This window comes from Micromonospora sp. NPDC093277 (assembly GCF_044765245.1).
In the GTDB taxonomy this organism is placed as follows: domain Bacteria; phylum Actinomycetota; class Actinomycetes; order Mycobacteriales; family Micromonosporaceae; genus Micromonospora.
Genome location: NZ_JBIWJO010000005.1, coordinates 440,969 through 464,080 on the forward strand (window position 1 = coordinate 440,969; position 23,112 = coordinate 464,080).

The 23,112-nt window shown below is 70.4% G+C and carries 25 protein-coding genes; 14 read left to right on the forward strand and 11 right to left on the reverse strand.

Going from position 1 to position 23,112, the window contains the following annotated elements:
- The first annotated feature begins 100 nt into the window (after positions 1 to 100).
- From ACIRG9_RS14215 to ACIRG9_RS14230, 4 genes are read left to right on the forward strand one after another with little or no spacing between them, the layout of a single operon-like run.
- Positions 101 to 1,033, forward strand: coding sequence for a hypothetical protein (locus ACIRG9_RS14215; protein ID WP_402854891.1), 933 nt, complete (start codon positions 101 to 103; stop codon positions 1,031 to 1,033).
- Positions 1,030 to 1,485 carry an ABA4-like family protein gene (locus tag ACIRG9_RS14220; RefSeq protein ID WP_402854892.1) on the forward strand — a complete coding sequence of 152 codons (456 nt, stop codon included), beginning with the start codon at positions 1,030 to 1,032 and terminating at the stop codon, positions 1,483 to 1,485. Before ACIRG9_RS14215 ends, ACIRG9_RS14220 begins: the two co-directional genes overlap by 4 nt.
- 4 nt (positions 1,486 to 1,489) lie before the next feature.
- Entirely contained in the window at positions 1,490 to 2,767 is a 1,278-nt protein-coding gene (locus ACIRG9_RS14225) for a sensor histidine kinase (RefSeq protein WP_402854894.1), read from the forward strand.
- Positions 2,764 to 3,390: a response regulator gene (locus ACIRG9_RS14230; protein WP_402854895.1), complete on the forward strand. Its 627-nt coding sequence runs from the start codon at positions 2,764 to 2,766 to the stop codon at positions 3,388 to 3,390. Before ACIRG9_RS14225 ends, ACIRG9_RS14230 begins: the two co-directional genes overlap by 4 nt.
- 17 nt (positions 3,391 to 3,407) lie before the next feature.
- Here ACIRG9_RS14230 and ACIRG9_RS14235 read toward each other — a convergent pair whose 3' ends face one another.
- From ACIRG9_RS14235 to ACIRG9_RS14245, 3 genes are all read right to left on the reverse strand, one after another.
- On the reverse strand, positions 3,408 to 4,349 hold the full coding sequence (locus ACIRG9_RS14235; RefSeq protein WP_402854896.1) for an ion transporter: 942 nt from the start codon (positions 4,347 to 4,349) through the stop codon (positions 3,408 to 3,410).
- 224 nt (positions 4,350 to 4,573) lie between these two features.
- Complete coding sequence (locus ACIRG9_RS14240; RefSeq protein ID WP_402854897.1) at positions 4,574 to 5,233, reverse strand: response regulator; 660 nt, start codon at positions 5,231 to 5,233, stop codon at positions 4,574 to 4,576.
- Positions 5,226 to 6,185: a sensor histidine kinase gene (locus tag ACIRG9_RS14245; RefSeq protein WP_402854898.1), complete on the reverse strand. Its 960-nt coding sequence runs from the start codon at positions 6,183 to 6,185 to the stop codon at positions 5,226 to 5,228. Before ACIRG9_RS14245 ends, ACIRG9_RS14240 begins: the two co-directional genes overlap by 8 nt.
- A 245-nt stretch (positions 6,186 to 6,430) precedes the next feature.
- Here ACIRG9_RS14245 and ACIRG9_RS14250 point away from each other — a divergent pair, with 245 nt between their 5' ends.
- Positions 6,431 to 6,928 (forward strand): cation:proton antiporter regulatory subunit, encoded by a 498-nt coding sequence (locus ACIRG9_RS14250; RefSeq protein ID WP_402854899.1) that lies wholly within the window; start codon positions 6,431 to 6,433, stop codon positions 6,926 to 6,928.
- A 123-nt stretch (positions 6,929 to 7,051) separates the two neighbouring features.
- Positions 7,052 to 7,444, forward strand: coding sequence for an SCO5389 family protein (locus ACIRG9_RS14255; RefSeq protein WP_402854900.1), 393 nt, complete (start codon positions 7,052 to 7,054; stop codon positions 7,442 to 7,444).
- A 167-nt stretch (positions 7,445 to 7,611) separates the two neighbouring features.
- On the opposite strand, the gene ACIRG9_RS14260 is transcribed toward ACIRG9_RS14255, so the two are convergent.
- Positions 7,612 to 8,016, reverse strand: coding sequence for a Fur family transcriptional regulator (locus ACIRG9_RS14260; RefSeq protein WP_402854901.1), 405 nt, complete (start codon positions 8,014 to 8,016; stop codon positions 7,612 to 7,614).
- A gap of 210 nt (positions 8,017 to 8,226) precedes the next feature.
- Between ACIRG9_RS14260 and ACIRG9_RS14265 the strand changes: the two genes are divergently transcribed.
- From ACIRG9_RS14265 to ACIRG9_RS14285, 5 genes are all read left to right on the forward strand, one after another.
- Positions 8,227 to 9,273: a permease gene (locus tag ACIRG9_RS14265; RefSeq protein WP_402854902.1), complete on the forward strand. Its 1,047-nt coding sequence runs from the start codon at positions 8,227 to 8,229 to the stop codon at positions 9,271 to 9,273.
- Positions 9,270 to 9,992 (forward strand): TIGR03943 family putative permease subunit, encoded by a 723-nt coding sequence (locus ACIRG9_RS14270; RefSeq protein ID WP_402854903.1) that lies wholly within the window; start codon positions 9,270 to 9,272, stop codon positions 9,990 to 9,992. The genes ACIRG9_RS14265 and ACIRG9_RS14270 overlap by 4 nt, the downstream gene beginning before the upstream one ends.
- A gap of 254 nt (positions 9,993 to 10,246) precedes the next feature.
- Complete coding sequence (locus ACIRG9_RS14275; protein ID WP_402854904.1) at positions 10,247 to 10,855, forward strand: DedA family protein; 609 nt, start codon at positions 10,247 to 10,249, stop codon at positions 10,853 to 10,855.
- Between the two features lie 76 nt (positions 10,856 to 10,931).
- A complete protein-coding gene (locus ACIRG9_RS14280; RefSeq protein WP_402854905.1) occupies positions 10,932 to 11,804 on the forward strand; it encodes an LLM class F420-dependent oxidoreductase in 873 nt (290 codons plus the stop codon).
- A gap of 243 nt (positions 11,805 to 12,047) precedes the next feature.
- A complete protein-coding gene (locus ACIRG9_RS14285; RefSeq protein WP_402854906.1) occupies positions 12,048 to 13,337 on the forward strand; it encodes a D-alanyl-D-alanine carboxypeptidase family protein in 1,290 nt (429 codons plus the stop codon).
- Positions 13,338 to 13,410: 73 nt separating this feature from the next.
- On the opposite strand, the gene ACIRG9_RS14290 is transcribed toward ACIRG9_RS14285, so the two are convergent.
- Together ACIRG9_RS14290 and ACIRG9_RS14295 are read right to left on the reverse strand one after the other, a co-directional pair.
- Complete coding sequence (locus tag ACIRG9_RS14290) at positions 13,411 to 13,953, reverse strand: RNA 2'-phosphotransferase (RefSeq protein WP_402854908.1); 543 nt, start codon at positions 13,951 to 13,953, stop codon at positions 13,411 to 13,413.
- A 95-nt stretch (positions 13,954 to 14,048) separates the two neighbouring features.
- The gene (locus ACIRG9_RS14295; RefSeq protein WP_402854910.1) at positions 14,049 to 15,098 is read right to left on the reverse strand and encodes an aldo/keto reductase; all 1,050 of its coding nucleotides are present in this window, start codon (positions 15,096 to 15,098) and stop codon (positions 14,049 to 14,051) included.
- A 322-nt stretch (positions 15,099 to 15,420) separates the two neighbouring features.
- Between ACIRG9_RS14295 and pgi the strand changes: the two genes are divergently transcribed.
- Entirely contained in the window at positions 15,421 to 17,055 is a 1,635-nt protein-coding gene (pgi, locus tag ACIRG9_RS14300; protein ID WP_402854912.1) for a glucose-6-phosphate isomerase, read from the forward strand.
- Between the two features lie 151 nt (positions 17,056 to 17,206).
- On the opposite strand, the gene ACIRG9_RS14305 is transcribed toward pgi, so the two are convergent.
- The 3 genes from ACIRG9_RS14305 to ACIRG9_RS14315 all read right to left on the reverse strand — a co-directional run bounded on the left by ACIRG9_RS14305 (position 17,207) and on the right by ACIRG9_RS14315 (position 19,372).
- On the reverse strand, positions 17,207 to 17,656 hold the full coding sequence (locus ACIRG9_RS14305) for a hypothetical protein (protein WP_402854913.1): 450 nt from the start codon (positions 17,654 to 17,656) through the stop codon (positions 17,207 to 17,209).
- A gap of 350 nt (positions 17,657 to 18,006) precedes the next feature.
- Positions 18,007 to 18,432 carry a hypothetical protein gene (locus tag ACIRG9_RS14310; RefSeq protein WP_402854915.1) on the reverse strand — a complete coding sequence of 142 codons (426 nt, stop codon included), beginning with the start codon at positions 18,430 to 18,432 and terminating at the stop codon, positions 18,007 to 18,009.
- Positions 18,433 to 18,850: 418 nt separating this feature from the next.
- Positions 18,851 to 19,372, reverse strand: a complete 522-nt coding sequence (locus tag ACIRG9_RS14315; protein WP_402854917.1) for a winged helix-turn-helix transcriptional regulator — start codon at positions 19,370 to 19,372, stop codon at positions 18,851 to 18,853.
- A 98-nt stretch (positions 19,373 to 19,470) separates the two neighbouring features.
- Between ACIRG9_RS14315 and ACIRG9_RS14320 the strand changes: the two genes are divergently transcribed.
- Together ACIRG9_RS14320 and ACIRG9_RS14325 are read left to right on the forward strand one after the other, a co-directional pair.
- Complete coding sequence (locus tag ACIRG9_RS14320; RefSeq protein WP_402854918.1) at positions 19,471 to 20,046, forward strand: dihydrofolate reductase family protein; 576 nt, start codon at positions 19,471 to 19,473, stop codon at positions 20,044 to 20,046.
- Positions 20,040 to 20,876: an MBL fold metallo-hydrolase gene (locus ACIRG9_RS14325; RefSeq protein ID WP_402854920.1), complete on the forward strand. Its 837-nt coding sequence runs from the start codon at positions 20,040 to 20,042 to the stop codon at positions 20,874 to 20,876. The genes ACIRG9_RS14320 and ACIRG9_RS14325 overlap by 7 nt, the downstream gene beginning before the upstream one ends.
- Before the next feature lie 89 nt (positions 20,877 to 20,965).
- Here the strand turns inward: ACIRG9_RS14325 and ACIRG9_RS14330 are convergent, their stop codons facing one another.
- Both ACIRG9_RS14330 and ACIRG9_RS14335 read right to left on the reverse strand, forming a co-directional pair.
- Complete coding sequence (locus ACIRG9_RS14330) at positions 20,966 to 22,036, reverse strand: hypothetical protein (RefSeq protein ID WP_402854922.1); 1,071 nt, start codon at positions 22,034 to 22,036, stop codon at positions 20,966 to 20,968.
- Positions 21,943 to 23,049, reverse strand: a complete 1,107-nt coding sequence (locus ACIRG9_RS14335; RefSeq protein ID WP_402854924.1) for a transporter substrate-binding domain-containing protein — start codon at positions 23,047 to 23,049, stop codon at positions 21,943 to 21,945. Before ACIRG9_RS14335 ends, ACIRG9_RS14330 begins: the two co-directional genes overlap by 94 nt.
- Positions 23,050 to 23,112: the final 63 nt, after the last annotated feature.

The window sequence follows — 23,112 nt, forward strand, 5'->3', positions numbered from 1 at the left end:
CGCCTCCTACCCAGGGAGGAGGAAGCGCTCCGACCCCCGGCCGCAACCGGGGCTCCAGGTCTGGGGCCAACCGGGGACGGGTTCAGCAGCATCTACAGGCATGACTACCACGTTGCGCCGGGCGGCACAGTGGCACCGCCCGATGATGCTCTTCGTCTCGGCGATGGCGGTGCTCGCCGTCATCTCCGCGGTCGGCGTCTTCGCCGACTCACGCGTCCTGACCGGCGTGCCGATCTGGCTCAAGCCGCTCAAGTTCTCCGTGTCCTTCGTGCTGTACGGCACCACCCTGGCCTGGATGCTGTCCCTGTTACCGCGACGCAGCCGGATCGCGGAGTGGGCGGCAACGGTCGTCGTGGCGATGTCGGTGGTGGAGATGGTGGTGATCGTCGGACAGGTGCTGCGCGGCACGACCAGCCACTTCAACGGGACCACCCCGCTGAACGCCGCCCTGTTCCAACTGATGGGTGCGGCGATCATGGTGCTGTTCACCGCGCACCTCGTCATCGCGATCGTGGTGTTGCGCCAGCCGATCGCCGACCGGGCCGCCCGGTACGCGGTCGGGCTGGGGCTCGGACTGACGTTGCTCGGCATGCTGGTGGCCTTCCCGATGGTGCTGCCCAGCCAGGACCCGGGCATCGACGGCATCTCCGGGGCGCACACCGTCGGCGTACCGGACGGCGGACCCGGGCTGCCACTGGTCGGCTGGAGCACCACCGGCGGCGACCTGCGCATCGGGCACTTCGTGGGGCTGCACGCCCTGCAGGCGTTGCCGATCCTGGCGATCCTGCTGAACCGCTTCCTCGCGGCACGGCTGGACGAACGCACCCGCGTACGGCTGCTGGTCGTCGGGGGCAGCGCCTATGGCGTACTCACGATGCTGCTCACCTGGCAGGCGCTGCGCGGGCAGCCGCTGCTGCGCCCGGACACGCTCACCCTGGCCGCGCTGGCCGCGCTGGTGGTCGCGACCGCGGCCGCCACCGGCATGGTCCTGGCGGCCCGGGTGGGCCGGCCGGAACTGGCACGAGTGGCATGACCGGAACGCTGTTCACGCTGACATTCGCGGTGGCCGCGCCGTTCTGGGCGCTGATGATCCTGCTGCCGCACTGGGAATGGACCGCCCGGATCATCGCGTCACCGCTGATCGTGGCACCGGTCCTGGTGGTCTACGCGATCCTGGTGATCCCGGCGTTCGGCGAGGTGCTGCCGGCGGTGACGGCACCGACCCTAAACGGTGTGCGCGAGCTGCTCGGCACGGCGGACGGCGCGGCAGCGGCCTGGGCGCACATGATCGCGTTCGATCTGTTCGTCGGCCGGTGGGCGTGGCTCGACAGCCGGGAACGGCGGGTGCCGGCGCTGGTCATGGCGCCGGTGCTGCTGCTGACGATCCTGCTCGGACCGCTCGGCCTGGCCGCCTACCTCGCGGTCCGGGCCCACCGGGTGCGGCCGGCGGCGGCTCGTGACTCCGCGCCGCAGCGCCTAGGCTGATCGGATGGGGTGGCTGCAACGGCTGTTCGACGAGCGCGACAAGCTCTTCCGGACGGTGCTGCTCGACCTCAGCGGCGTCGGTTATCTGGTCTTCAACACCCACGGCGGGCGCTCGCCGACGGCCACCCAGTGGGTCCTCGCGGTGGCCGCCTTCACCGTCGCACTGTTGCTGCACCGCCGGCCGGTGGTGAACCTGATCGGGCAGTCCGCGCTGCTGCTCGTCGCGATCTGCTCGATCGACGACGTCACGATCAACCAGGTGGGCGCCAGCTGGGCACTGCTCGAGGTGACCATGTCGGCCCGCCGGCCGCGGACCATCTGGCTGGCCGCCGGGCTGCTGACCGTGGTCGACCTGACCGACTCGGTCGGCGATCCGCTCGACCAGGTCCTCTCCGGCGTCTTCGGGCTGACCGTCGAGGTCGGCGTGCCACTGCTGCTCGGCCTTGTCATCCGGACCAGCCGCGAACTCGGCCGGCAGGCCGAGGAGCGGCTGGCGGAGGAGCAACGGAGGCGCGCCTCGGAGAGCCGCGCCGCGCGGGCCGACGAACGCAGCGCGATCGCCCGCGAGCTGCACGACGTGGTCGCCCATCACGTGGCATCGATGGTGCTCCGGGTCGGCGTGGCCCGGCACGTACTCACCGACCTGGACCCACGGGTGAGCGAGGTGTTCGACGACGTGCACGGCACCGGCACCGCGGCCCTGGCCGACCTGCGCCGGCTGGTCGCGGTGCTGCGCAACCCGGACGGCATCCGGGGCGACGCGGCACTCACCGCGATCGACCCGTCGGCGCTTCCGGCCGCACTCGGCGCGGCGGTCGACCGGGCCCGGCAGGCCGGGATCACGGTGGAGACCGACATCGATCCCGCGGTCGGCTCACTCGACGCCGTGCGGGGCATGGCGGTGTTGCGACTGACCCAGGAGGCACTCACAAACGTGGCCAAGCACGCCGGCACGTCCGCACTCGCCCGCCTGTCGGTCGCCGTGGTCGACGGGGCCGTCCACTGGGAGGTCTCGGACAACGGGAATGGCTGGGTGCCCACGGCGATGCCGTCCGGTGGCGGCCACGGCCTCACCGGAATGCGCGAGCGCGTCGAAGTCCTCGGCGGTCGACTCGACGCGGGTCCGACCGGCGCGGGTTGGCGGGTGAGCACGGTCCTCCCGTCGACGCTCCCACCGCCCGCCTCCGCGCCGACACCGGCTCCCGTCGCGCCCGCCGGCCCGCCACCCCCGCAGCGCGGGCACGACGCCCCGGCCGGGCCGGCCGCGCCGGGACTGGCATGATCCGCGTCCTGCTGGTGGACGACCAGCATCTCATCCGCGCCGGCCTGCGCATGCTCTGCGACGCCCAGCCCGACATCGAGGTCGTCGGCGAGGCCGACAACGGCCGCGAGGCCGTCTCCCTCGCCGCGCGGCTCCTGCCCGACGTGGTCGTCATGGACCTGCGCATGCCCGGTGTCGACGGGATCACCGCGACCAGCCGCATCCTCGCCGAACGCCCCGCCACCCGGGTCCTCGTGCTGACCACGTTCGGCGACGACGACCACCTCTATCCGGCGCTGACCGCGGGCGCGTGCGGCTTCCTGCTCAAGGACGCACCACCGGCCGACCTGCTGGACGGCGTCCGCCGGGCCGCCGTGGGCGACAGCCCGTTCAGCCAGGAGGTGTTGCGGCGGCTCGTCCAACGCGCGGTGCACGCCCGCGTCGAGGCACCTCCACCGCTTCAGGGGCTGACCGTACGCGAGCAGGACGTGCTGAACCTGGTCGCGGAGGGCCTGTCCAACACGGAGATCGCCGATCGGCTGCACATCGGCGTCACCACCGTCAAGACCCACATCACCAGCCTGATGACCAAGACCGGCAGCCCCAACCGGGTACGCCTTGCCCTGTTCGCCCGCGGCCTCTGAGCGCTGCGCGCGCCCGCTCACGCCGGCGGCGGGTGGTCCCGGGGGCTCGGCCTCGGTTGCCCGTCCCTGCGGTCGATCTGTAGTTCCCGCTCCAACTCGGCCACCAGCGTGCGCAGGTCGTCCAGCCGCTGGCTGATCATGATCCGGTCGATGTGGTCCGGTACGCCGTCGCGGTCCTCGTCGACCGCCATCCGTTCGGTCATCTCCAGCCGGCGGGCCTCCTCCATCGAGTTCACGATGACCGCGATCAGGATGTTCAGCAGCAGGTTGACGGTGAGTATCACGTAGCTGACGTAGTAGACGAGGGTCCACGGCGACAGTTCCACGCCCTGTTGGATCAGGTCGGGCAGGTTCTCCAGGGACAGCAGCACGAACAGGGTCAGCACAGCCTGCCCGATGGTGCCGTACTGCTCCGGGTAGGCGTCCTTGAAGATGAGCCAGCCGGCCATGCCGTACACGTACAGGGACACCAGGGCGAGGGCGAGGAATCCGCCGACGCCGGGAAGGCTGCGCAGCAGGGCGACCACGATGGTGCGCAACCCGGGCGAGAAGCGCACCAGTCGCAGCACCCGGGCGATGCGGATGACCCGCAGGGCGGCCGACTCGCCGTGCAGGCCGGGGATGAACGCCGCGGCGATCACCACGAAGTCGAAGACGTTCCACCCGTGCCGGAAGAAGTCCTGCGGCCGGGGGCCGTGCGCCAGCACCCGGATGGCGATCTCGATGACGAACACCGTGCGGAAGACCCACTCCAGCGCCCGCAGCAGCGTCCCGAGCGAGCCCGCGTGTGGATAGGTCTCGACGCCGAGCAGCAGCGCGTTGACGCCGATGACGACGACGATCACCAGGTCGAACCACCGCGATTCCACCATGCCGGCACAGCGCCCGGCCAGGTAGGACAGCCGGGACGGGGAGGCGTCCGAAGCGGGTCGCTGGCGCGGTAACGGCTGCTCGCTCACCGCTGTGTCCTCGCTGCGGCCGCCGCGGTGGCGGTCACGCCACCCGCGACAGCGGCACGGCCGGGGACGGGCAATCGACGCCCTGCCGCGTTCCGGTCCGACCCGGGCAGTCGATCCTGTGCTGCGGGCGAGGAGCGCGCCACAACATCGGCGCAGGACGGCGGCAACGGCGGGAAGATCACCGGGTCAGCCTACGGGTGCCCGGCCCACACGACGCGACGTCGCTACGGCTCGATCAGGCCGGCGCGGATGGCGTAGCGGGTCAGCTCCAGGCGGTCCCGCAGCCCGAGCTTCTGCAGCAGATTGGCACGGTGCCGTTCCACCGTCTTGAGGCTGATGAACAGCAGGTCCGCGATCTGCTTGGACGAGTGGCCCTCCGCGACCAGCTTCAGGACCTCTTCCTCCCGGTCGGTGATGGCCCGGCCGGGCTGGTCCTCGCCCTTGGCGACGCGTTCGAGGTAGTTGCGGATCAGCGCGTTGACCGCACCGGGATACAGGAACGGTTCACCGCGCACGGCGGCGCGGCACGCCTCCACCAGGTCGCGGTCGGCGACGGACTTCAGCACGTATCCGGACGCCCCGGCCCTCAGTGCCTCGAAGAAATACTGCTCGTTGTCATACATCGTCAGGATCAGGATGCGCATGTCGGGCAGCAGCCGGGACAGTTCCCGGGCGGCCTGCAGGCCGGTGAGGCGTGGCATGGCGATGTCCAGGATCGCCAGGTCGGGCCGCTCGTCACGGGCCCGGGCGATCGCTTCGGCGCCGTCGGCCGTCTCGGCGACCACGGTCAGATCCGGTTCGTTGTCGAGGATCAGTCGCACCCCGCGCCGGACCAGGGCGTGATCGTCGGCGAGCAGGATGCGTACGGGTCGGACCTCACCCATCGGCAATCCACTCCTGAGTGTTGGGGACCTCGAGCCGCACCTGGCTGCCGCCGCCCCGTGCCGGTCCCACGGTCAGCTCCGCGCCGATGAGTAGCGCCCGCTCCCGCATCCCCCGGATACCGGCGCCCTCCGCCGTGTCGCCCAACCCACGGCCGTCGTCGCGGATGCACAGCTCCACGTCGCCGGGCCGGCGGCGCAGGGTGAGGACGACGTGGCGTGCCTCGGCGTGGCGGGCGGCGTTGGTCAGCGCCTCCTGGGCGACCCGGTAGAGCACCAGTTCGGCCTCCTTGCCCAGTTCGGGGAGGTCGTTGTCGACGCTGGGTCGCACGGTCAGCCCGGCCGTGGCGAACTCGCCGGCCAGGGCCTTCAGCGCGCTGGCCAGGCCGAGTTCCTCCAGCACGCCGGGGCGCAGCCGGCGAGCGATCCGGCGGATCTCGTCCAGGCTGTTGCGGGTCGTCTCCTGCACCTGGTGCAACTGGTCCCGCACCGCGGGCGGCGCCTGGTCGGCCACCCGTTTGAGTTCGAGCAGGACGGCGGTGAGGGTCTGCCCGATCTCGTCGTGTAGTTCCTGAGCGATGCGGTGCCGCTCGGCTTCCTGGGCGGACAGGGCGCGCGCGGAACTGGTGGCGCGCTCGGCCTCCAGTCGATCGAGCATGGTGTTGAAGGCGCGGATCAGTGCGGCGATGCCGGCGTGGCCGGTGACGGCCAGGCGATGCCCCGGGCGCAGCAGGTCGATCGTCCCCATGGTGCGGCTGAGTCGTTCCAGCGGCGCCAACCCGATGCGCAGCAGCACCGCGTTGGCGACCAACATGGCGGAGAGCCCGCCGGTCAGGATGAACGCCTCGGTCAGCAGTACCGGGGTGGACACGGTGACCGGGCCGAGCATGAGCAGCGCCAGGGCCGCCGCGAGCACGGCCGCGTTGAGCAGGAAGATCCGCCAGAACAGCGACACTCGGGGTGGCCTCCTCGTGGGTGTTGTCCGATCGGCCCGCCCGCCGGCCGGGCCACTTCCGACGGTAGCCGCACCAGCCTGATCCGCCCTCGGACGGATGTCGATCGGGGCTGACACCCATTCGTCCGTGGGGGTGGGGCCTCAGATGGAGCGAACTACCCCCGCGATTTGGGTGTCGGCACGGATGGTGGCCGCCTGGTCGCCTGGAGCAGGCTGGAACCCGATACCGAGGGGATGGTGAAACCTTGAAAATCGAACGCACCGCGCTGCCCGGGGTCGGCGTCAACCACGTCACCACCACCGCCGACGGCCAGCGTCTTGGCGTCATCTGCCACCTCACCGGCCGCCGCGACCTCGTCTTCTACGACCCGGAGGATCCGCAGGCGGTCGCCGCCACCGTCGTCCTCCAACCCGATGAGGCGCACCGGATCGCCGACCTGCTCGACGCCACGGTCACCATCGACCACCTCACCCACCTCGAACAGCAGATCACCGGCATCACCGCGGCCCGCATCCGGATACCGGCGGGATCCACCTACGCGGGCCGCCCCATCCGCGACACCCGCGCCCAGACGGGAGCGTCGATCGTCGCCGTCATCCACGACCAGCGGATCACCACGGCGCCCGATTCCGACCTCGTGCTTCACCACGGCGACACGGTCGTCGCCGTCGGCGATCAGGATGCCATCACGGCGCTCGCCGACCTCCTGACCGCGGACCACCGCCCGTCGGGGAGCCCGTAGCCAGTCCCGCCCGCAACGCTCCGCACCGACGTGTGTCCCCTATTGACGGTACGGCGTGCGACGTGGTGTGCTCGACGCGTAACGCTAACGAAAATCGTAATCGTTAACGCGAGGAGGAAACCCATGTCGCTCACCGTGCCGCCCAGCCTGCTCCACGCCGCCGAGTCCGGCCCCGTCGACGACGAGGACTTCGTCGCCTGCGTACGCGACTCGCTGCCGTACGCCTGGCGGACCGTCAGCCGCGTGGTCGCCGACCTGCGCTCCGGTGATGCGGAGTTCGCCGACAACGTGGTACCGCCGCCCACCGAGGCGGAGCGGGGGCAGCTGTTGCGAGCTCTGGCGAGTGACGCCATCCGGGCCGGTCTGGAGCGGCATTTCGGGGTGAGGTTGGCGTTCCAGAACTGCCATCGGGTGGCGGCCTTCCGGCTGTCCGCAGTGGAGTCCGACACCTACCGCAGGTTCGTCTCGACCCGCGGCCAACTGCTCAACCAGTCGCCCGAGCTACGCAACTGCTGACTCGGCTTCACATACGGCATCCGGCGGCTTCGGTGGGTGCCGGAGACCACCGCTTGCGGGACATGCAGTGGATCACCGAATCGGTCCTGACCGACAGGCGCTGCCGGAGCGCCGGAAGCCTCAGCGCCCCGGCAGCGGTGACCGCGGGAACCCGTTGACCGCGACGGTCACTCGCGGCACTGCGCGCAGGTGCCGAAGATCTCCAGGGTGTGGCCGACATCGGTGAACCCGTGCTGGCTCGCGACCTGATCGGCCCAGCGTTCCACCGCCGGGCCGGCCACCTCGACCGTGCGCCCACACTGCCGGCAGACCAGGTGGTGGTGGTGCCGGCTCTGGCTGCACCGGCGGAAGAGTTGCTCGCCGCCGGGCAGCCGGGTCGAGTCGATCTCACCGGCGTCGACCAGCATTTGCAGGGTCCGGTAGACGGTGGTCAATCCCACCCGCGCCTTGCGGGCGATGAGCATCTGGTGCAGCTGCTGTGCGGTGTGGAAACCTTCCACCTCGCGGAGCAGCGCCAGCACCTCGGCGCGCTGCCGAGTGTTCCGGGTCGCCTTCGGGATCACCTGGGCCACCGTACCGCCGCCTCCGCTCGTGCCACGCGCCGATCGCGACGCCGTTCCGGTGCCCCGGCGCAGCTGCCGGCCGCGCGGGCACCCGACCCATTATGCGTGGCGCATACGTGCACGCCGTGATCCGGCGAGCGGGACCATGGGCTTCCACCGATTCTGACCGTGCGTCATGAAATCGTCACTCTAGGATGTTCGGGTTGGACATCGGAGAAGGTGATCGCCCTGAGCACGACCGACCCCGCCCCTCCCGTCACGCCGTACCCGCCCCCACCCAGGACCGCTGACGCCCCGCCCACGCCGCCGCGACGTGAGCGGGCGATCGGCTCGGTCGAGGTGCTGTGCGTGCTGCTGATCCTCGTCGGTGTCCTGCACCGGCAGGTCGGCGGGCTGGTCACCGATCCACGGTTGCAGACCTGGTTGACCGTGTTCGTGTCGGTGATGGTGCAGGCGGTGCCGTTCCTCGTGTTCGGGGTGGTGTTGTCGGCCGTCATCGCGGTGTTCGTACCGCGCTCGTTCTGGGCCCGGGCGTTGCCCCGCCACCCGGCGCTCGCGGTGCCGGTCGCCGGGGTCGCCGGGGTGGTGCTGCCAGGCTGCGAGTGCGGCTCGGTGCCGATCGCCGGGTCGTTGATCCGCCGCGGGGTCACGCCCGCCGCGGCGTTGGCGTTCCTGCTGGCCGCGCCGGCGATCAACCCAATCGTGCTGACCGCGACCGCGGTGGCGTTCCCACGTAACCCGGAGATGGTGGCCGCCCGTGGCGGGGCCAGCCTGCTCGTCGCGCTGCTGGTGGGCTGGCTGTGGCTGCGGCTGGGCCGCGCCGAGTGGATCCGCCTGCCGCAACGGGCGCACCTCGACGGGCTGCCGCGGATGGCGGCGTTCTGGGTGGCCTGCCGGCACGACGTCGTGCACGCCGGTGGGTTCCTGGTAGTGGGCGCGATGGCCGCGGCGACCATCAACGTGGCCGTACCCCAGCAGGTCCTGCACGACCTGGCCGCGCGGCCGGCACTGTCGGTACTCGCGCTGGCGGCCCTCGCGGTGCTGCTGTCCATCTGCTCGGAGGCGGACGCGTTCGTCGCCGCGTCGCTGTCCCAGTTCTCGCTCACCGCCCGCCTGGCCTTCCTCGTGGTCGGCCCGATGGTCGACCTGAAACTCGTGTCCATGCAGGCCGGCATCTTCGGGCGGCGGTTCGCCGCCCGGTTCGCGCCGGCCACCTTCGCCCTCGCCGTGCTCGTCGCGGCCGCGGTCGGGACGGTGATCTGGTGAGCCGGGCAGCCCAGGCCGTGGTGATGGTCTTCCTCGGCAGCGCGATCCTGCGCGCCAGCCTCACCGACGTGTATCTGCGCTACGTCAAACAGGGCCTGCGCCCGTTCCTCATCGCCGCCGGCATCCTGCTGGTCGTCACCGCCTTGATGGCGCTGATCCACGAGATCCGCGACACCCGCCGGGAGGCCGAGGGGCATGACGACGACGGGCACGGGCACGGACGCTCCGGGCCGGCCGTCGGTTGGTTGCTGCTGCTGCCGGCCCTCGCCCTGCTCTTCGTCGTGCCGCCGGCCCTCGGCGCCGACACGGCCGCCCGCGCCGGCTCCGCTCTCACCGGCAACCAGGACCTCGCGTACCCGCCGCTGCCGCCCGGCGACCCGGCCAAACTCACCCTCCTCGACTACGGGTACCGCGCCGTCTACGACAACGGTCGCACCCTGGGCGACAGGCGGATCCAGCTCACCGGGTTCATCGCACCCGGCCCCGACGGCCAGCCCATGCTTGCCCGCATCATCCTGTCCTGCTGCGCGGCCGACGGCATCCCCATCAAGATCGGACTGGGCGGCGACGTACCCCACCTGCCCGCCGACACGTGGGTGCGGGCCATCGGGCGGTGGCTCCCCCACACCGCCAAGGATCCCGTCAACGACTCCGACATCCCCTACTTCCAGGTGGAGACCTGGCAGAAGATCGATCAACCCGCCGAACCGTACGAGTGAGCACCCGACACGGGCAGCTGTTGCCCTGTTCGCGTCCGGTGCGGCGGGCCGGCAGCGGTTCGGGGTCCGGTGTGCCGGATGTGCCCGCGTGTCCGGCTTCGCTCCGCCGCTGCCGCACGGCCTCCGCCCGTCGGCATGCTGCTCGCTCCGGCGGGGAACCAACCGATCGTGTCCGCCGTACCCTTGCCGCGTCCCGGCCCGGCGCTGCCCGGCATCCTGGTACGGGCCGCCGATGAGACAACCGTGGCAGCCCGGTGATTTCCGGCGGCACCTTCACCAACCTGGTGGCCCAGTACGGCTACCCGGGCATCGCCCTGCTCGTCGGAGTGGAGAGCTTCGGCGTTCCCGCACCGGGCCAGACGGCGATCATCCTCGGCGCCGGCTACGCGGCGCACGGTGAACTGGCCGTCCTCGGGGTCGCGGTGACGGCGTTCCTGGCGGCGGTGATCGGGGACAGCATCGGCTATCTGATCGGTCGCAGCGGCGGGCGGCGGATCATCCTCCGGTACGGCCGATACGTGCACCTGACCCCGGAACGGTTCGGGCGGCTGGAGGCGGTGATGCACCGGCACGGACCGAAACTCGTCGCGGTCGCCCGCTTCGTGGAGGGCCTGCGCCAGTTCAACGGGATCATCGCCGGCGCCACCGGCATGCCGTGGCGTCGTTTCGTCCTCTACAACGCCCTCGGCGCCGCCCTCTGGGTGGCCGTGTGGGTGACCGCCGGCTACTTCGCCGGGGACCACATCCGCGCGATCGTGGCGAACCTGCACCGCTTCCAGTGGTACGTCGTCGCCGCCGCACTCGTCCTCGCGCTCGCCTACCTCGGATGGCGGTGGTCCCGCCGGCTGGCTCGCCGGGGCTGATCGTCACCGGGCGGCGGCCGACCCGCGTGCCCGGCATAATGCCAGTTGTCCGACCACGAACGGGAAGGGGCGGGCGATGCGGTTAGGCCTGCACTACTGGAACTTCTCCACGCCCGCCGACCCGGCGGAGGTCGCGCCGACGCTTGCGGAGACCGCCCGGATCGCGGAGCAGGCCGGTGTTTCGGCGTTCACGGTGATGGACCACTACTTCCAGATGGAGTTCAGGACATCGGCCGAGGAGCCGATGCTCGAGGCCTACACGACGCTGGGCTACGTGGCGGCGAAGACCGAACGGATGACCCTCGGCGTACTCGTCACCGGAGTGATGTACCGCTACCCGGGCCTCCTCGCCAAGATCGTCACCACTCTCGACGTACTTTCCGGCGGGCGCGCCCGGCTCGGCATCGGCGCGTCGTGGTACGACCGCGAGCAGCATGGCCTCGGCGTGCCGGTGGTACCGGTCGGCGAGCGCTTCGAACGGCTCGAGGAAGCCCTGCAGATCTGCCGGCAGATGTGGAGCGAGGACGACGGCCGGTTCGACGGCAGGCACTACCAGCTGGCCGAGACGCTGAACGTGCCGGCACCGATCAGCCGCCCGCACCCGCCGATCATGATCGGCGGCGGCGGTGAGAAGAAGACCCTGCGGCTCGTCGCCCGCTACGCCGACCTGTGCAACCTGTTCGGCGACAGCCCGTCGGAGGTCGCGCGGAAGCTCGACGTGCTGCGGGAACACTGCGACACCGAAGGCCGGGACTATGCCAGCATCGAGAAGACCGTCCTGGTCACCCGGCCACCCCTGGCCGACGTCGACGCGTTCGTGGCCGAGGTCGCCGACTACGCCGCGCTCGGTGTGACCGAGGTGCAGACGATGCCCGACCGCCACCCGGTCGAGTTCGCCCGGCAACTGGCCGAGCAGCAGATCGCGGCGCGGCTGGCCGACCTCGCCTGACCCGGACCCGGATCCACCCGTGCCGGTCCCGCGTCACCGCCGACCGGGCCGGCGGTGTCCGTGATGCAACCGCTGGCGGAAGATCGCGCGTGTTACCGACGATGGGAAACGAGCAAGGGGAACGGTTCGTCCGCACCGGACGTCTGACCGAAACGATCTTTGCCGTACGCCCACGGCAGTGACACCGACATCGGCGCGCCGGCGGCGTGGGCAGGCCGGCGTGCGACCAGGGGGAGAATTACGATGCTCGACTCTGCGACGACCCAGGTGATCGGGCCGGTCCCGACACGACCACCGGGCCACCGTCGCGCCCGCGGCCCCTGGGTGCTGGTCAGCGGACTGCTGGCTCTGCTCCTGATCGGCACCGCGATGTTCGCGGTCGCGCCGCTGCGCCACCCGCTGCCCACGCCGACGGTCACCCGGACCGTGGCCGCGTCGATGACCATCCCGGGCAAGGCCCCGGCGGTGCCGTGGCCGGATACCGGGCAGGCGGCCCTCACGGTGGAGGAGGTCGGCTCGCTCGGCAGGTCGGGCGGAAGCAAGCCGGTGCCGATCGCCAGCGTGACCAAGGTGATGACGGCCTACGTCATCCTGACCGAGCATCCACTCGACCGCGGCGAGCACGGACCGAAGCTCACCGTCAGCAAGGCGCGGGCCGCCGCGTACCCGGCGGAGCAGTCCCGCAACGAGTCACTCGTGCCGGTGGTCGCGGGCGCGGTCTTCACCGAGCGCCAGGCGCTCCAGGCGGTGATGCTCCCCTCGGCGAACAACATGGCGCGGATCCTCGCCGAATGGGATGCCGGCAGCATCGGGGCCTTCGTCGCGAAGATGAACGACACCGCGGCCGCGCTCGGGATGAAGGACACCCACTACACCGATCCGGCCGGGTACGACCCGGGCACCGTGAGCACGGCCGTCGACCAGGTGATCCTGGCCCGCAAGGCGATGAAACTACCGGCCTTCGCGGAGATCGTGGCGCAGAAGAAGGCCACCCTGCCGATTGCCGGCACCGTGCGGAACTACAACTCGCTGGTCGGCCAGGACGGCGTCGTGGGAATCAAGACCGGGTCCACCGACGAGGCCGGGGGCTGTCTCGTCTTCGCCGCCGTCGTCAAGGTGGGCGGCCGGAAGATCACCGTCGTGGGTGCCGTCCTGGGGCAGCCCGGGGCCGACACCCCGGTGCAGTTGGCCCGGGTGTTCCGGGTGACCCGGCCGCTGGTGCGCACCGCCGCCGCCGCGGTCGGGGTGCACCCCGTGGTACGGGCCGGCGATCAGGTCGCCCTCGTCCGGGGGCCACTCGGCGCGGTCACGACGCTCAACGCCACCGAGGACCTGACCGTGGTGGGTTGGCCCGGCATGCGGGTAAAGCTGGACATCGACGTCCCGGAGGTGCCGGACCGGTTGCCGGCCGAGGCCGAACACGGCCGGATCAAGGCGGTCGTTGGCGGGAGCACCCCGGTCGCCACTCCGCTGCACGCCGGCACGGGGCTGGAGGCGCCCAGCATCTGGGACCGCATTCGCCGGCACCGGTGAGCCCCGCCTGATCGGCGATTCTCGCCGGACTCGCCGGGCTCGCAGGGCCGGCCCGGAGCCGACGCCCGCGTACCTACGGGACGCTCAGGTACGCGGGCGGCACCGAGTCGGTGAGCCAGACCCCGTTGGCGCTGCGGTAGAAGACGTATCTGTTCTCGGCCATCGCGGCGGCGTCGACGGTGAGCACCACCACCGCACCGCCCCGCCGGGCGCCCACCCGCCGGGCGGTCTCCACGTCCGGCGACAGGTGCACGTGGTGCCGGCGACCCCGGCGCAGCCCCTCGACCCGGATCGCCGGCACCGCGCTGTCGCTCGTACCGTGGAACAGCCGGCCGGGCGGCGTGGCCGGGGCCAGCCCGAGGTCGACCGGGACGGAGTGACCCTGGTTGGCCCGGACCCGGTCCACGCCGTCGGGCCCACGCTCGACGGCGAAGCGCTGCTTGTCGTTGCCGGCGACCACGGCGTCGAGCTGGATGCGGGTGATCCGCAGCGCGGCGAGCAGGTCGGCGACCGGAGTCCAGCCGGCCAGGTCGAGAGTCAGGCCGAACCGGTCCGGACGGTGCCGCAACGCCAGGGACATCCTCTTGCTCACCCGGACCAGGTCACGATGATCCACGCCGACAGTGTGCCGCCCGGCCCCGGCCCGCTCCACCCGATATCGGCCCCGCCCGACCGGCGGGCGGGGCCGCGATCCGGCCGAGCGGCGCACGGTCAGGCGGCGGCCCGATCCGGCAGCGGTCGGCGCCGGAGCGCCGGGTCGGTGAGCACCGGCGGCGACCAGACCCCGTCCGGCTGGTAGAGGTTGGTGCCGGGCGGGACGATCTCGTCGATCCGGTCGAGCACGGCATCGTCGAGGGTGAGCGTGGCGCCCTTGAGCAGCCCTTCCAGCTGCTCCATCGTGCGCGGCCCGATGATCGCCGAGGTGACCGCCGGGTGCGCGACCGTGAACGCGACGGCCAGCTCCGGCAGGCCGCAACCGACCTCCTCGGCGAGCGCGGCCAGGCTCTCGACGGCGGCGTACTTGGCGGCGTTGCCGGGCAGCGCCGGATCGAACCGCGCCGGGGTGAGCGCCGGCCGACCGGCGGTCAGGTCCACCGGCCGGCCCTGCCGGTAGCGGCCGGACAGGAAACCGGAGGCCAGCGGGCTCCACACCAGGACTCCCATGCCGTAGCGCTGGCAGACCGGGAGCACCGCGGCCTCGATCCCCCGGGCCAGGATCGAGTACGGCGGCTGCTCGGTACGGAACCGGCCGAGCGCGCGCCGCTCGGCGACGTGGTGCGCCTCCACGATCTCCTCGGCCGGGAAGGTGGAGCAGCCGAAGGCACGGATCTTGCCGGCCCGTACCAGGTCGGTGAGCGCGCCCAGGGTCTCCTCGACGTCGGTCGTGTGGTCGGGCCGGTGCACCTGGTAGAGGTCGATCCAGTCGGTGCCCAGGCGGCGCAGGCTCTCCTCGACCTCCCGGACGATCCAGCGCCGCGAGTTGCCGCCCCGGTTGGGTCCCTCCCCCATCGGGAAGTGCACCTTGGTCGCGAGGACCACGTCGTCCCGGCGGCCGCGCAGCGCCTTGCCGACGATGACCTCGGACTCGCCCGCGGAGTACATGTCGGCGGTGTCCACGAAGTTGACGCCCTGGTCGAGGGCGGCGTGGACGATGCGTACGCAGTCGTCGTGGTCGGGGTTGCCGACCGCGCCGAACATCATCGTGCCGAGACAGTGGACGCTCACCTGGATGCCGGTGCCGCCGAGTACGCGGTAGCGCACGGGTTGTTCCTTCCCACGGAGATTCGCCCGCGCCGAACTCGGACGGCGGGCGGTCCGGCCACCGTAGGATTTCGAGTGCACTCGAGGTCAACCCGACCGAACGCGGCGGCTGACCGGCCGAACCCGACATCGGCCAGGCCACGGACGGTGCCGAACAGGCGTCCCAACCAGGGGATTCGCGGCGGACGGCCGACGTCCAAGAGGTGGGCGATGTCGGGTCGCGTCGCGTCGGCGTCCTCCGGATGGCAGGCTGATGGGGTCGCCGGCAGCGGGGCGACGACGGCCCGCTGGCAGACCCCGTCGTGAAGGAGAGATCGACTCGATGGCTGTGGACGTCACCACCACGGACGAATGGCAGGCCCTACGCAAGCACGCCGAGGCGCTGCGCGGCACCCACCTGCGGGAGCTGTTCGCCACCGACGGGCAGCGGGGTGACCGGCTCACCGGCGACGTCGCCGACCTGCACGTGGACTACAGCAAGAACCTGGTCACCGACGAGACACTGCGCCTGCTCACCGCGCTCGCCGAGCGGGTCCGGCTGACCGACCGGATCTCCGCCATGTTCGCCGGCGAGCACATCAACTCCACCGAGGACCGGGCCGTGCTGCACACCGCGCTGCGCCTGCCGCGCGACGCCTCGCTGGTGGTTGACGGGCAGGACGTGGTCGCCGACGTGCACGCCGTGCTGGACCGGATGTCCGCCTTCGCCGACCGGGTGCGGTCGGGCAGTTGGCGTGGGCACACCGGCGAGCGGATCACCACCGTGGTCAACATCGGCATCGGCGGCTCCGACCTCGGGCCGGTGATGGCGTACGAGGCGCTGAAGGCATACCGGGACGCGGGCATCTCCTGCCGGTTCGTGTCCAACATCGACCCGACCGACATCCACGACAAGACCACCGACCTGGACCCGGCCAGCACGCTGTTCGTCGTGGTCTCCAAGACGTTCTCCACCCAGGAGACCCTGGCCAACGCCAACCAGGCCCGGCGCTGGCTGCTCGCCGGGCTGGACGCGGACGACTCCGCGATCGCCCGGCACTTCGTCGCGGTCAGCACCAACGAGCAGCGGGTCCGCGACTTCGGCATCGACCCGGAGAACATGTTCGGCTTCTGGGACTGGGTGGGTGGCCGCTACTCGCTGCCGTCGGCGGTCGGGCTGTCGGTGATGCTGGCGATCGGGCCGCGGCGGTTCCGGGAGATGCTGGCCGGCTACCACGCCGTCGACGAGCACTTCCGCACCACGCCGGTCGAGCGGAACCTGCCGGCGCTGCTGGGTCTGCTCAACGTCTGGTACACCGACTTCCTCGGCGCGCAGACCCACGCGGTGCTGCCGTACGCGCAGTACCTGCACCGGTTCCCGGCGTACCTGCAGCAGCTCACCATGGAGAGCAACGGCAAGTCGGTGACCGTCGACGGCACCCCGGTGGCGTACCCGACCGGAGAGGTCTTCTGGGGTGAGCCCGGCACCAACGGCCAGCACGCCTTCTATCAGCTGATCCACCAGGGGACGCGGCTGATCCCGGCCGACTTCATCGCGTTCAGCCAGCCCAACCACGACCTCGGGGACATGCACGACCTGTTCATGTCGAACTTCTTCGCGCAGACCGCCGCGCTCGCCTTCGGGCGCACCAAGGAACAGGTCGAGGCGGAGGGCACCCCGGCCGACGTGGTGCCGCACCGGGTGATGGCCGGCAACCGCCCGACCACGTCGATCATCGCGGCAAAGCTGACCCCGTCGACGCTGGGCCAGTTGATCGCCCTCTACGAGCACATCGTCTTCACCGAGGCGGCCGTCTGGGACATCAACCCGTTCGACCAGTGGGGCGTGGAACTGGGCAAGGTGATGGCCAACCAGCTCGCACCGAAGCTCACCGGGGGCGCCCCGGACCTCGGCGACGTGGACTCCTCCACCGCCGCCCTGATCCGCCGCTACCGGCAGCAGCGCGACCGGGACTGAGCCTCCTACGCGGGTGGCGGCCCGGTCTTGCGGCCGGACCGCCACCCGTCTGGCAACAGAAGAGGGGCTTCAGCGCGATGTCACCCTGGGACGTCGGCCTCGGGCTCGAACAGCGCCGCGTACAGCGGGACCTCGGTTCGCCCGCGAAGCGCTATCGGACCATGGTCTCGAGGTGATCCCTGGGTACGAAGATGAAGCCCTGATCCCTGAGCACCCTCAGGACCTCATCTTCGGTGGTGCCCCGGACGTCCTCCGCTGAGCACGAGACGAGCTCCGCCGTGGAAGACAGGCCATCCGGACCAAACGCCAGCACAACCGCGTACGGACCGATCATTGACAGCTTGACGATCAGCACGCGCTCGCAGCGCACGATGAAGGTGAAACAGACATCGCAGTTGATGTCGGTGTCGTCCTCCACCGGGCAGATCGACGAGAGCCGACGAAACACCTCACCATAGGGCTTCCGGTCTGCCACGTTCCACACGAAGTGGAAGACCGGATCCGTGAGGCTGCCGTATGACTTGAGCAACTGCTCCCGGTACACAGCATGCACGCTGCCACCATCACCATCGATCGGGATCTTACGGTCGGCTCCGCTCACGCGTCGAAGGGCGCGCACGTCACCTCCGCTTGCAGCACTTCGAGTCACCGCGGAGTACCGATTGGGTTTCCTCGTCACTCAGCTTCCAGCTCGAGAACGGACGTACACCCGGTCGCAGCCACCCGGACACCTGCAGCGAACTCTTGCGTAGGAGTCGTCCATCTGCTGCGACTACGGCGCTGATTCGCCGCCATCAGACGACCCAGCGTGGCTGGGCCGATCACATACTGGTGGCGGCGACCCGATCGGGTCGCCGCCACCGCAGCCCTTTCGATCAAGCAAAGCCGACTAAATCGGGACTGACGGCTACTGAGGTGGGCGCTGGCCCTTCAGGTCGTCAAAAACTGCCATCATTCCACCCCTCCGGCAAAATCCGCCTTGGTAAGGAACTGAGCCGCCAGGAATCGAACCTCCGACCAAGATGGGTCGTCATGAAGTGCCTCACAACTCCAAACCCGGTCGGACCTGGAATCACTCATACGAGTCAACCTACTATCGATCTCTCTAAGAACGGCGGCTTCCACGTCGGTCAACCAGCCCATCTCTTCGAATTCAGCTAGAAGGCCAAACACATGATCGAACTCAAGGGCCAGCTCATCGACATTCCCCACCCCCCCGATCTTCGCCCCAATCTTCCTCAGATAATCCAGCTGCACTTCGGCGGGAAGCGCCAGACGGGCCGTGGCCCGCACCAGCCCCAAAAACAACCGAGCGGCGGTACGGTGCTCTTCCCGAGACACGCCCGGCATCGGATTCTGCTGCACTCCTGAGCTCACCTCGAGACCTCGCACGACGTGGGATCCAGCCCAATTTTATAACAGCCACGCCTACCTTAGCTGATCCAGCTTCCACATTGGCAACCGTTCCGTCTTGCCCACACCTCCGGGAGAGACCTTCCAATACGGTGCCTCGCCGTGATGACCGCCGCCCGGGTGCCACTGAATCATTCTCCCGGTCTGGAACTTCTTCCCGGAGGGCATGGTGCCGTACTCACGGAATATCCAACCTTGACCCTTACGGGATCCCTTCCCAAGCTTTTCGACCTGCCACCCCGGGGTCTTCCCGATGATCGCCTCCACCTGAGCCGGGGTCATTCCTTGCAGCAGTTGGGGATTCTTCATGACGTCTTCGACTGATCCGAGCTCCGCTGTGGGAGACCTCTGGCCGCCGCCTGGTTTCGTCGAGGCCGACTCATCAATCGTCTGAATGACCCGCCACGCGGTCTCGTCCGAGGCGTTCCTGCTCAGCGGCATAGGCGGCGTTCAGACGTTCGAGGGGTCCCGGGCCGTGGTGCGGCTTCGGCGGGGCGTCCAGGTGGCGCACCCGAAGCTCGTCCATGAGCTCCTCGATGAACTCCGGACCTTCCTTGCGCATGAGTTGCTGGCGGCTCCGGAGCTCGCCGCTGCCCGGGCGCCAGTCGAGGCCCCAGTTGCCGAGGGCGTAGATGATCGGAAGAGTCTGGATGCCGGCTTCGGTGAGGCTGTAGCGAGCGCGCTGCCCCCGTGCTGCGGTGCCGCGGGTGAGGATCCCCGCGTCGACGAGCCGCACGAGGCGGTCGGCGAGGATGTTCGAAGCGATGCCCTCGATCGACCCGGTGAGCAGCGCCCGAAAGTAGCGGCGGTCGCCGAAGATGACGTCGCGAAGCACGAGCAACGACCAGCGATCTCCGAGCACCTCGACGGCGGTGTTGATCGGACACCCGGACCGTGGTTCCACGATTTCTCACTCCTTGACAGGTACTTCGTCCTCAATATAGTGGTTGCAGAACGCAACCACTAAGGGATGGGGAGGGGATGGGCCGCTTCGTATATTGGATGAACGTGTCCCTCGACCTGCGGATCGAGCAAGTTCCCGGGGACAACGGTGCCGGCGAGTGGCTGCGCATCGACGAGGAACTGCACCGCGAGTTCAACGCGCGGGCGCGGGGGCTCGCGCTCATGGTCCAGGGCCGGGTCATCTACGAGACGATGGAGGAGTACTGGCCACGGGCGCGCGAGGACGCGTCGCTGCCGGATGTCATGCGTGAGTACGGCGAGATCTGGACCGCCGCGCCCAAGGTGCTCGTCTCCCGCACCCGCCACGACGCCGATCACAACACCCGGATCATCGGCGGAGACGACGCGATCGAGCAACTCGCCGCCCTGCGGGCCGGGACCGACGGCACCATCGGTGTGGGCGGCGCGGCGCTCGCCACGCAGTTGCTCCGGGCGGGGCTGCTCGACGAGCTGCTGCTCTTCACCCACCCCGCGATCCTCGGCTTCGGCAGGCCGCTGTTCGACGACTACGACATCCCGATCGAGCTCGACCTGCTTGAGCAGCGATCGTTCAAGCAGGGAGTCACGATGCACCGTTACACCATCCGGGATGCAAGGGGGGCGGGCTCATGCTGAGGCAGGTCGCAGACGGTGTGCTGGTCCACGAGAGCGAGTTCGTCCAGAGCAACGCCATCGTGGTGCAGGGCCGGGCGGGCGTGCTGCTCATTGACCCCGGGGTGCAGGACCACGAAATGGCCTGCCTCGCGAGCGACCTGTCCAATTTGGGCCAGACCGTTGTGGCAGGCTTCTCGACCCATCCGGATTGGGATCACCTACTCTGGCACCCCCAGCTCGGCGCGGCCCCGCGTTACGGCACGGCCCGCTGCGCGGCCACTGTCCGGGATCAGCTGTCCGACCCGGGTGCGAAGGCCGAGATAACCGCCCACCTGGAACCGACGGGCATCGCCGAGCAGGTCCCGCTGGAGCTGTTCGGCCTGATCACCGCTCTGCCCGCCGAGACAGCGCGGATTCCATGGGGTGGTCCTCAAGCCCGGATCATCGAGCACCAGGCGCATGCGCCGGGCCATGCGGCGCTGTTTATCGAAGAGCGCGGGGTTCTCGTCGCTGGCGACATGCTCTCTGATGTCCTGATTCCGATGCTCGACCTGGACGGCACCGCTGACCCTATCGAGGACTACCTCGCAGCGCTGCGGCTGCTGGAGGGCGTGGCGGGCGACGTCGATGTCCTCGTCCCCGGCCACGGGTCAGTCGGCGGAGCTGATGAGGTGCACGCACGGATCGAGCGGGATCGGGCGTACGTGCTCGCCTTGCGTGAGGGCCACGTTCCCAGTGACCCGCGGATCGGCCCCTCGGCTAAGCCCGGCTGGGAGTGGGTGAGCGATGTGCACAACGGGCAGGCCCAGCGCCTCGCCGCAAGAAACGAACGCGGCGGCACTCGTGGCTGACGATCGGTGCGTGGGGCCGTCGCACCAGTCGCGTATGTCGCCGTCGGCGTGGCTTCATGGCCGGGAGGTTTCCGGCCGCTCTGCCGGCGTCAGCCGCCCGCCGGTCGCGGCGGCACCTCCAGCCGGCCGGAGCAGCGGCTGTCCACCGGCTCGGGCCGTTGCCGCGGCATCATCCAGTCCAGCGCGGTCCGCTCGACCGGCCAGCCGTGCACGCTCACCTCGCTGACCGGGAGCCGTTCCGGGCCGGGGCAGAGGATCTGGGCCCGGACCTCCTCGTTGGGCAGGAACCGGACCCGGCCGTTCCCGTCCAGCACGATCGTCATCCGGTCGGTCACGGTGATCGCCTGCCCGGGCACCACCTCGACCGCGGGCTCGGGCGGCGGCGGTCCGACCTCGACCGCCACCGACGGCAGCAGCGGCACCCGCAGGAACACCGTGCCGCTGACCAGCGGCACCACCGCGGCCAGCACGTAGGACGCCAGCTGGGTCAGCAGCGGCGCGGAGCGGCGCGGGATCGGCCCGGTGAGCACCACGGCCGCCGCCGGGGGCACCCCGAGCAGCGCCGCCGTCGCCAGCTCACCGTGGCGCAACGCGGAGACGATCGCCGGGCCCAGCCAGACGTACGCGACCAGGCCGGCGAGCAGCGGCAGCACCAGCCCCAGCGCGAGCAGCAGGTCGGCGCGGTCCGGATAACGGCGGCGGATCCGCAGCCCGACGAGCCACAGCACGATCATCAGCAGCGCCGGCAGGAAGCGCATCTGCCAGGTGAGCGCCGCCAGCACCGACGCCCCGGCCAGCACCCAGCCCGGGGTACGGGCGGTCACGTACGCCAGTAGCGACCGGTCCGGGTCGAACCGCTCCGGGGCGCTGACCCGCAGCACCGAACCGAGCACGCCGGTGCCGAGCACCAACAGCGGAAACGCCCAGACCAGGGCGATGAGCAGCGCGCTGAGCAGACCGAGCGGGCTGACGTACTGCACCAGCAGCAGCATGGTCGGCATGTCCTGCCGGCTGAGCTGCCACAGCCGCAGCACCAGCAGCAGCACCGGGAACGCCGGCAGCAGCGTCAGCAGCCACTGCTGCCCCTGCTGCGCGCCCGGTCGGCGCGCCGGGCCACCCGACGGGCGGGGCCCGAGGGGACGAGGACCATCGACTCCCACGGCCACTGGCGTACTCTCACCTTCCGACACTCCGGCTGTTGCCCCACCGCCACCTGCTGCGGTCGGTTGGCGGGCTGCTCCCGGGCCAGATTCGCTTCGAACGCGGCGTCCCAGGCGTCCTTACCGGGCCGGGTGGCGGCCTGGTAGAGGGACCAGTCGACCAGCTCCCTCATCGCCGGCTTCGGGCCGGTGTTCACGCCCCATCTCTCCTCCAGGTCCTCACCGATGTCCCAGTGTCGCAGCGGCTTGACCCCGCGCAACGGGTGCTTCGGCGTGGCGTCCGGAGCGGATGGCGCCACGAAGCCGGCCAGGATCGCCGCGTCCGTGGTCACCGCGTCGATCGTGCCGTCGTAGAGCTCCTGCACGCACTCGCTGATCCGGTTCTTGCCGCTGGCCTCGGCCCCGTACGACCGCAGCCGCAGCTCCGAGGTGGAGGTGGCCAGGGTGCAGACCTTACGACCGCGCAGGTCGCCCAGCCCGTCGACCCGGCCCGGGTAACTGCGCAGCGTCAGCACCGACTGTTCCGTCGCCAGGTACGGCTCGGAGAAGACGACGCCCTGCTCCCTGCGCTGCTGGGTGACGCTGTACGAGGCGATCACCAGGTCCACGGTGACGAAGTTCGTCCCGTCGTACGCCTGCCGGCGTGCCCGGTCCTCGCTCTCGATCGACAGGAATCCCACCTGCCGGCGCTTGAACCCCAGGTCCGCCGCGATCATGTAGGCGATGTCGATGTCGAAGCCGCGGTAGCTCCCGTCCTCCATGAGCTGGGACACCCCGGGCTGGTCGTCCTTGACCCCGATCAGGAGTTCCTGTTTGCCGTCCAGGCCGGCCTGGCTGCGCAGCTCGGCCAGGGTGGGTGGGCCGGTGGCGGTGGCCACGCCGAGCACCGCGGCCACCAGCACGACGAGCACCACCAGCAGGGCCGACAACCGCAGCTGCCGGAACCGGGAGGCGCCGGTCAGGGCGCCGAGCGGCTCCGGCGCGCTGGTGCCCGGTTCGCTGAGCTGGCTCATGTCCGACCCTCCCGCCTCCGCCGTCCGCAACGAGGCTCCATTGTGGCGGATCGGGCCCAGGTT

Bases quoted from the DNA above. Each gene is read 5' to 3' on its own strand.
- ACIRG9_RS14240 (WP_402854897.1), bottom strand. From the start codon at position 5,233: ATGGGTGAGGTCCGACCCGTACGCATCCTGCTCGCCGACGATCACGCC.
- ACIRG9_RS14335 (WP_402854924.1), bottom strand. From the start codon at position 23,049: ATGAGCCAGCTCAGCGAACCGGGCACCAGCGCGCCGGAGCCGCTCGGC.
- ACIRG9_RS14225 (WP_402854894.1), top strand. From the start codon at position 1,490: ATGGGGTGGCTGCAACGGCTGTTCGACGAGCGCGACAAGCTCTTCCGG.
- ACIRG9_RS14280 (WP_402854905.1), top strand. From the start codon at position 10,932: ATGCGGTTAGGCCTGCACTACTGGAACTTCTCCACGCCCGCCGACCCG.
- ACIRG9_RS14320 (WP_402854918.1), top strand. From the start codon at position 19,471: ATGAACGTGTCCCTCGACCTGCGGATCGAGCAAGTTCCCGGGGACAAC.
- ACIRG9_RS14255 (WP_402854900.1), top strand. From the start codon at position 7,052: ATGTCGCTCACCGTGCCGCCCAGCCTGCTCCACGCCGCCGAGTCCGGC.
- ACIRG9_RS14285 (WP_402854906.1), top strand. From the start codon at position 12,048: ATGCTCGACTCTGCGACGACCCAGGTGATCGGGCCGGTCCCGACACGA.
- pgi (WP_402854912.1), top strand. From the start codon at position 15,421: ATGGCTGTGGACGTCACCACCACGGACGAATGGCAGGCCCTACGCAAG.
- ACIRG9_RS14215 (WP_402854891.1), top strand. From the start codon at position 101: ATGACTACCACGTTGCGCCGGGCGGCACAGTGGCACCGCCCGATGATG.
- ACIRG9_RS14325 (WP_402854920.1), top strand. From the start codon at position 20,040: ATGCTGAGGCAGGTCGCAGACGGTGTGCTGGTCCACGAGAGCGAGTTC.
- ACIRG9_RS14230 (WP_402854895.1), top strand. From the start codon at position 2,764: ATGATCCGCGTCCTGCTGGTGGACGACCAGCATCTCATCCGCGCCGGC.
- ACIRG9_RS14220 (WP_402854892.1), top strand. From the start codon at position 1,030: ATGACCGGAACGCTGTTCACGCTGACATTCGCGGTGGCCGCGCCGTTC.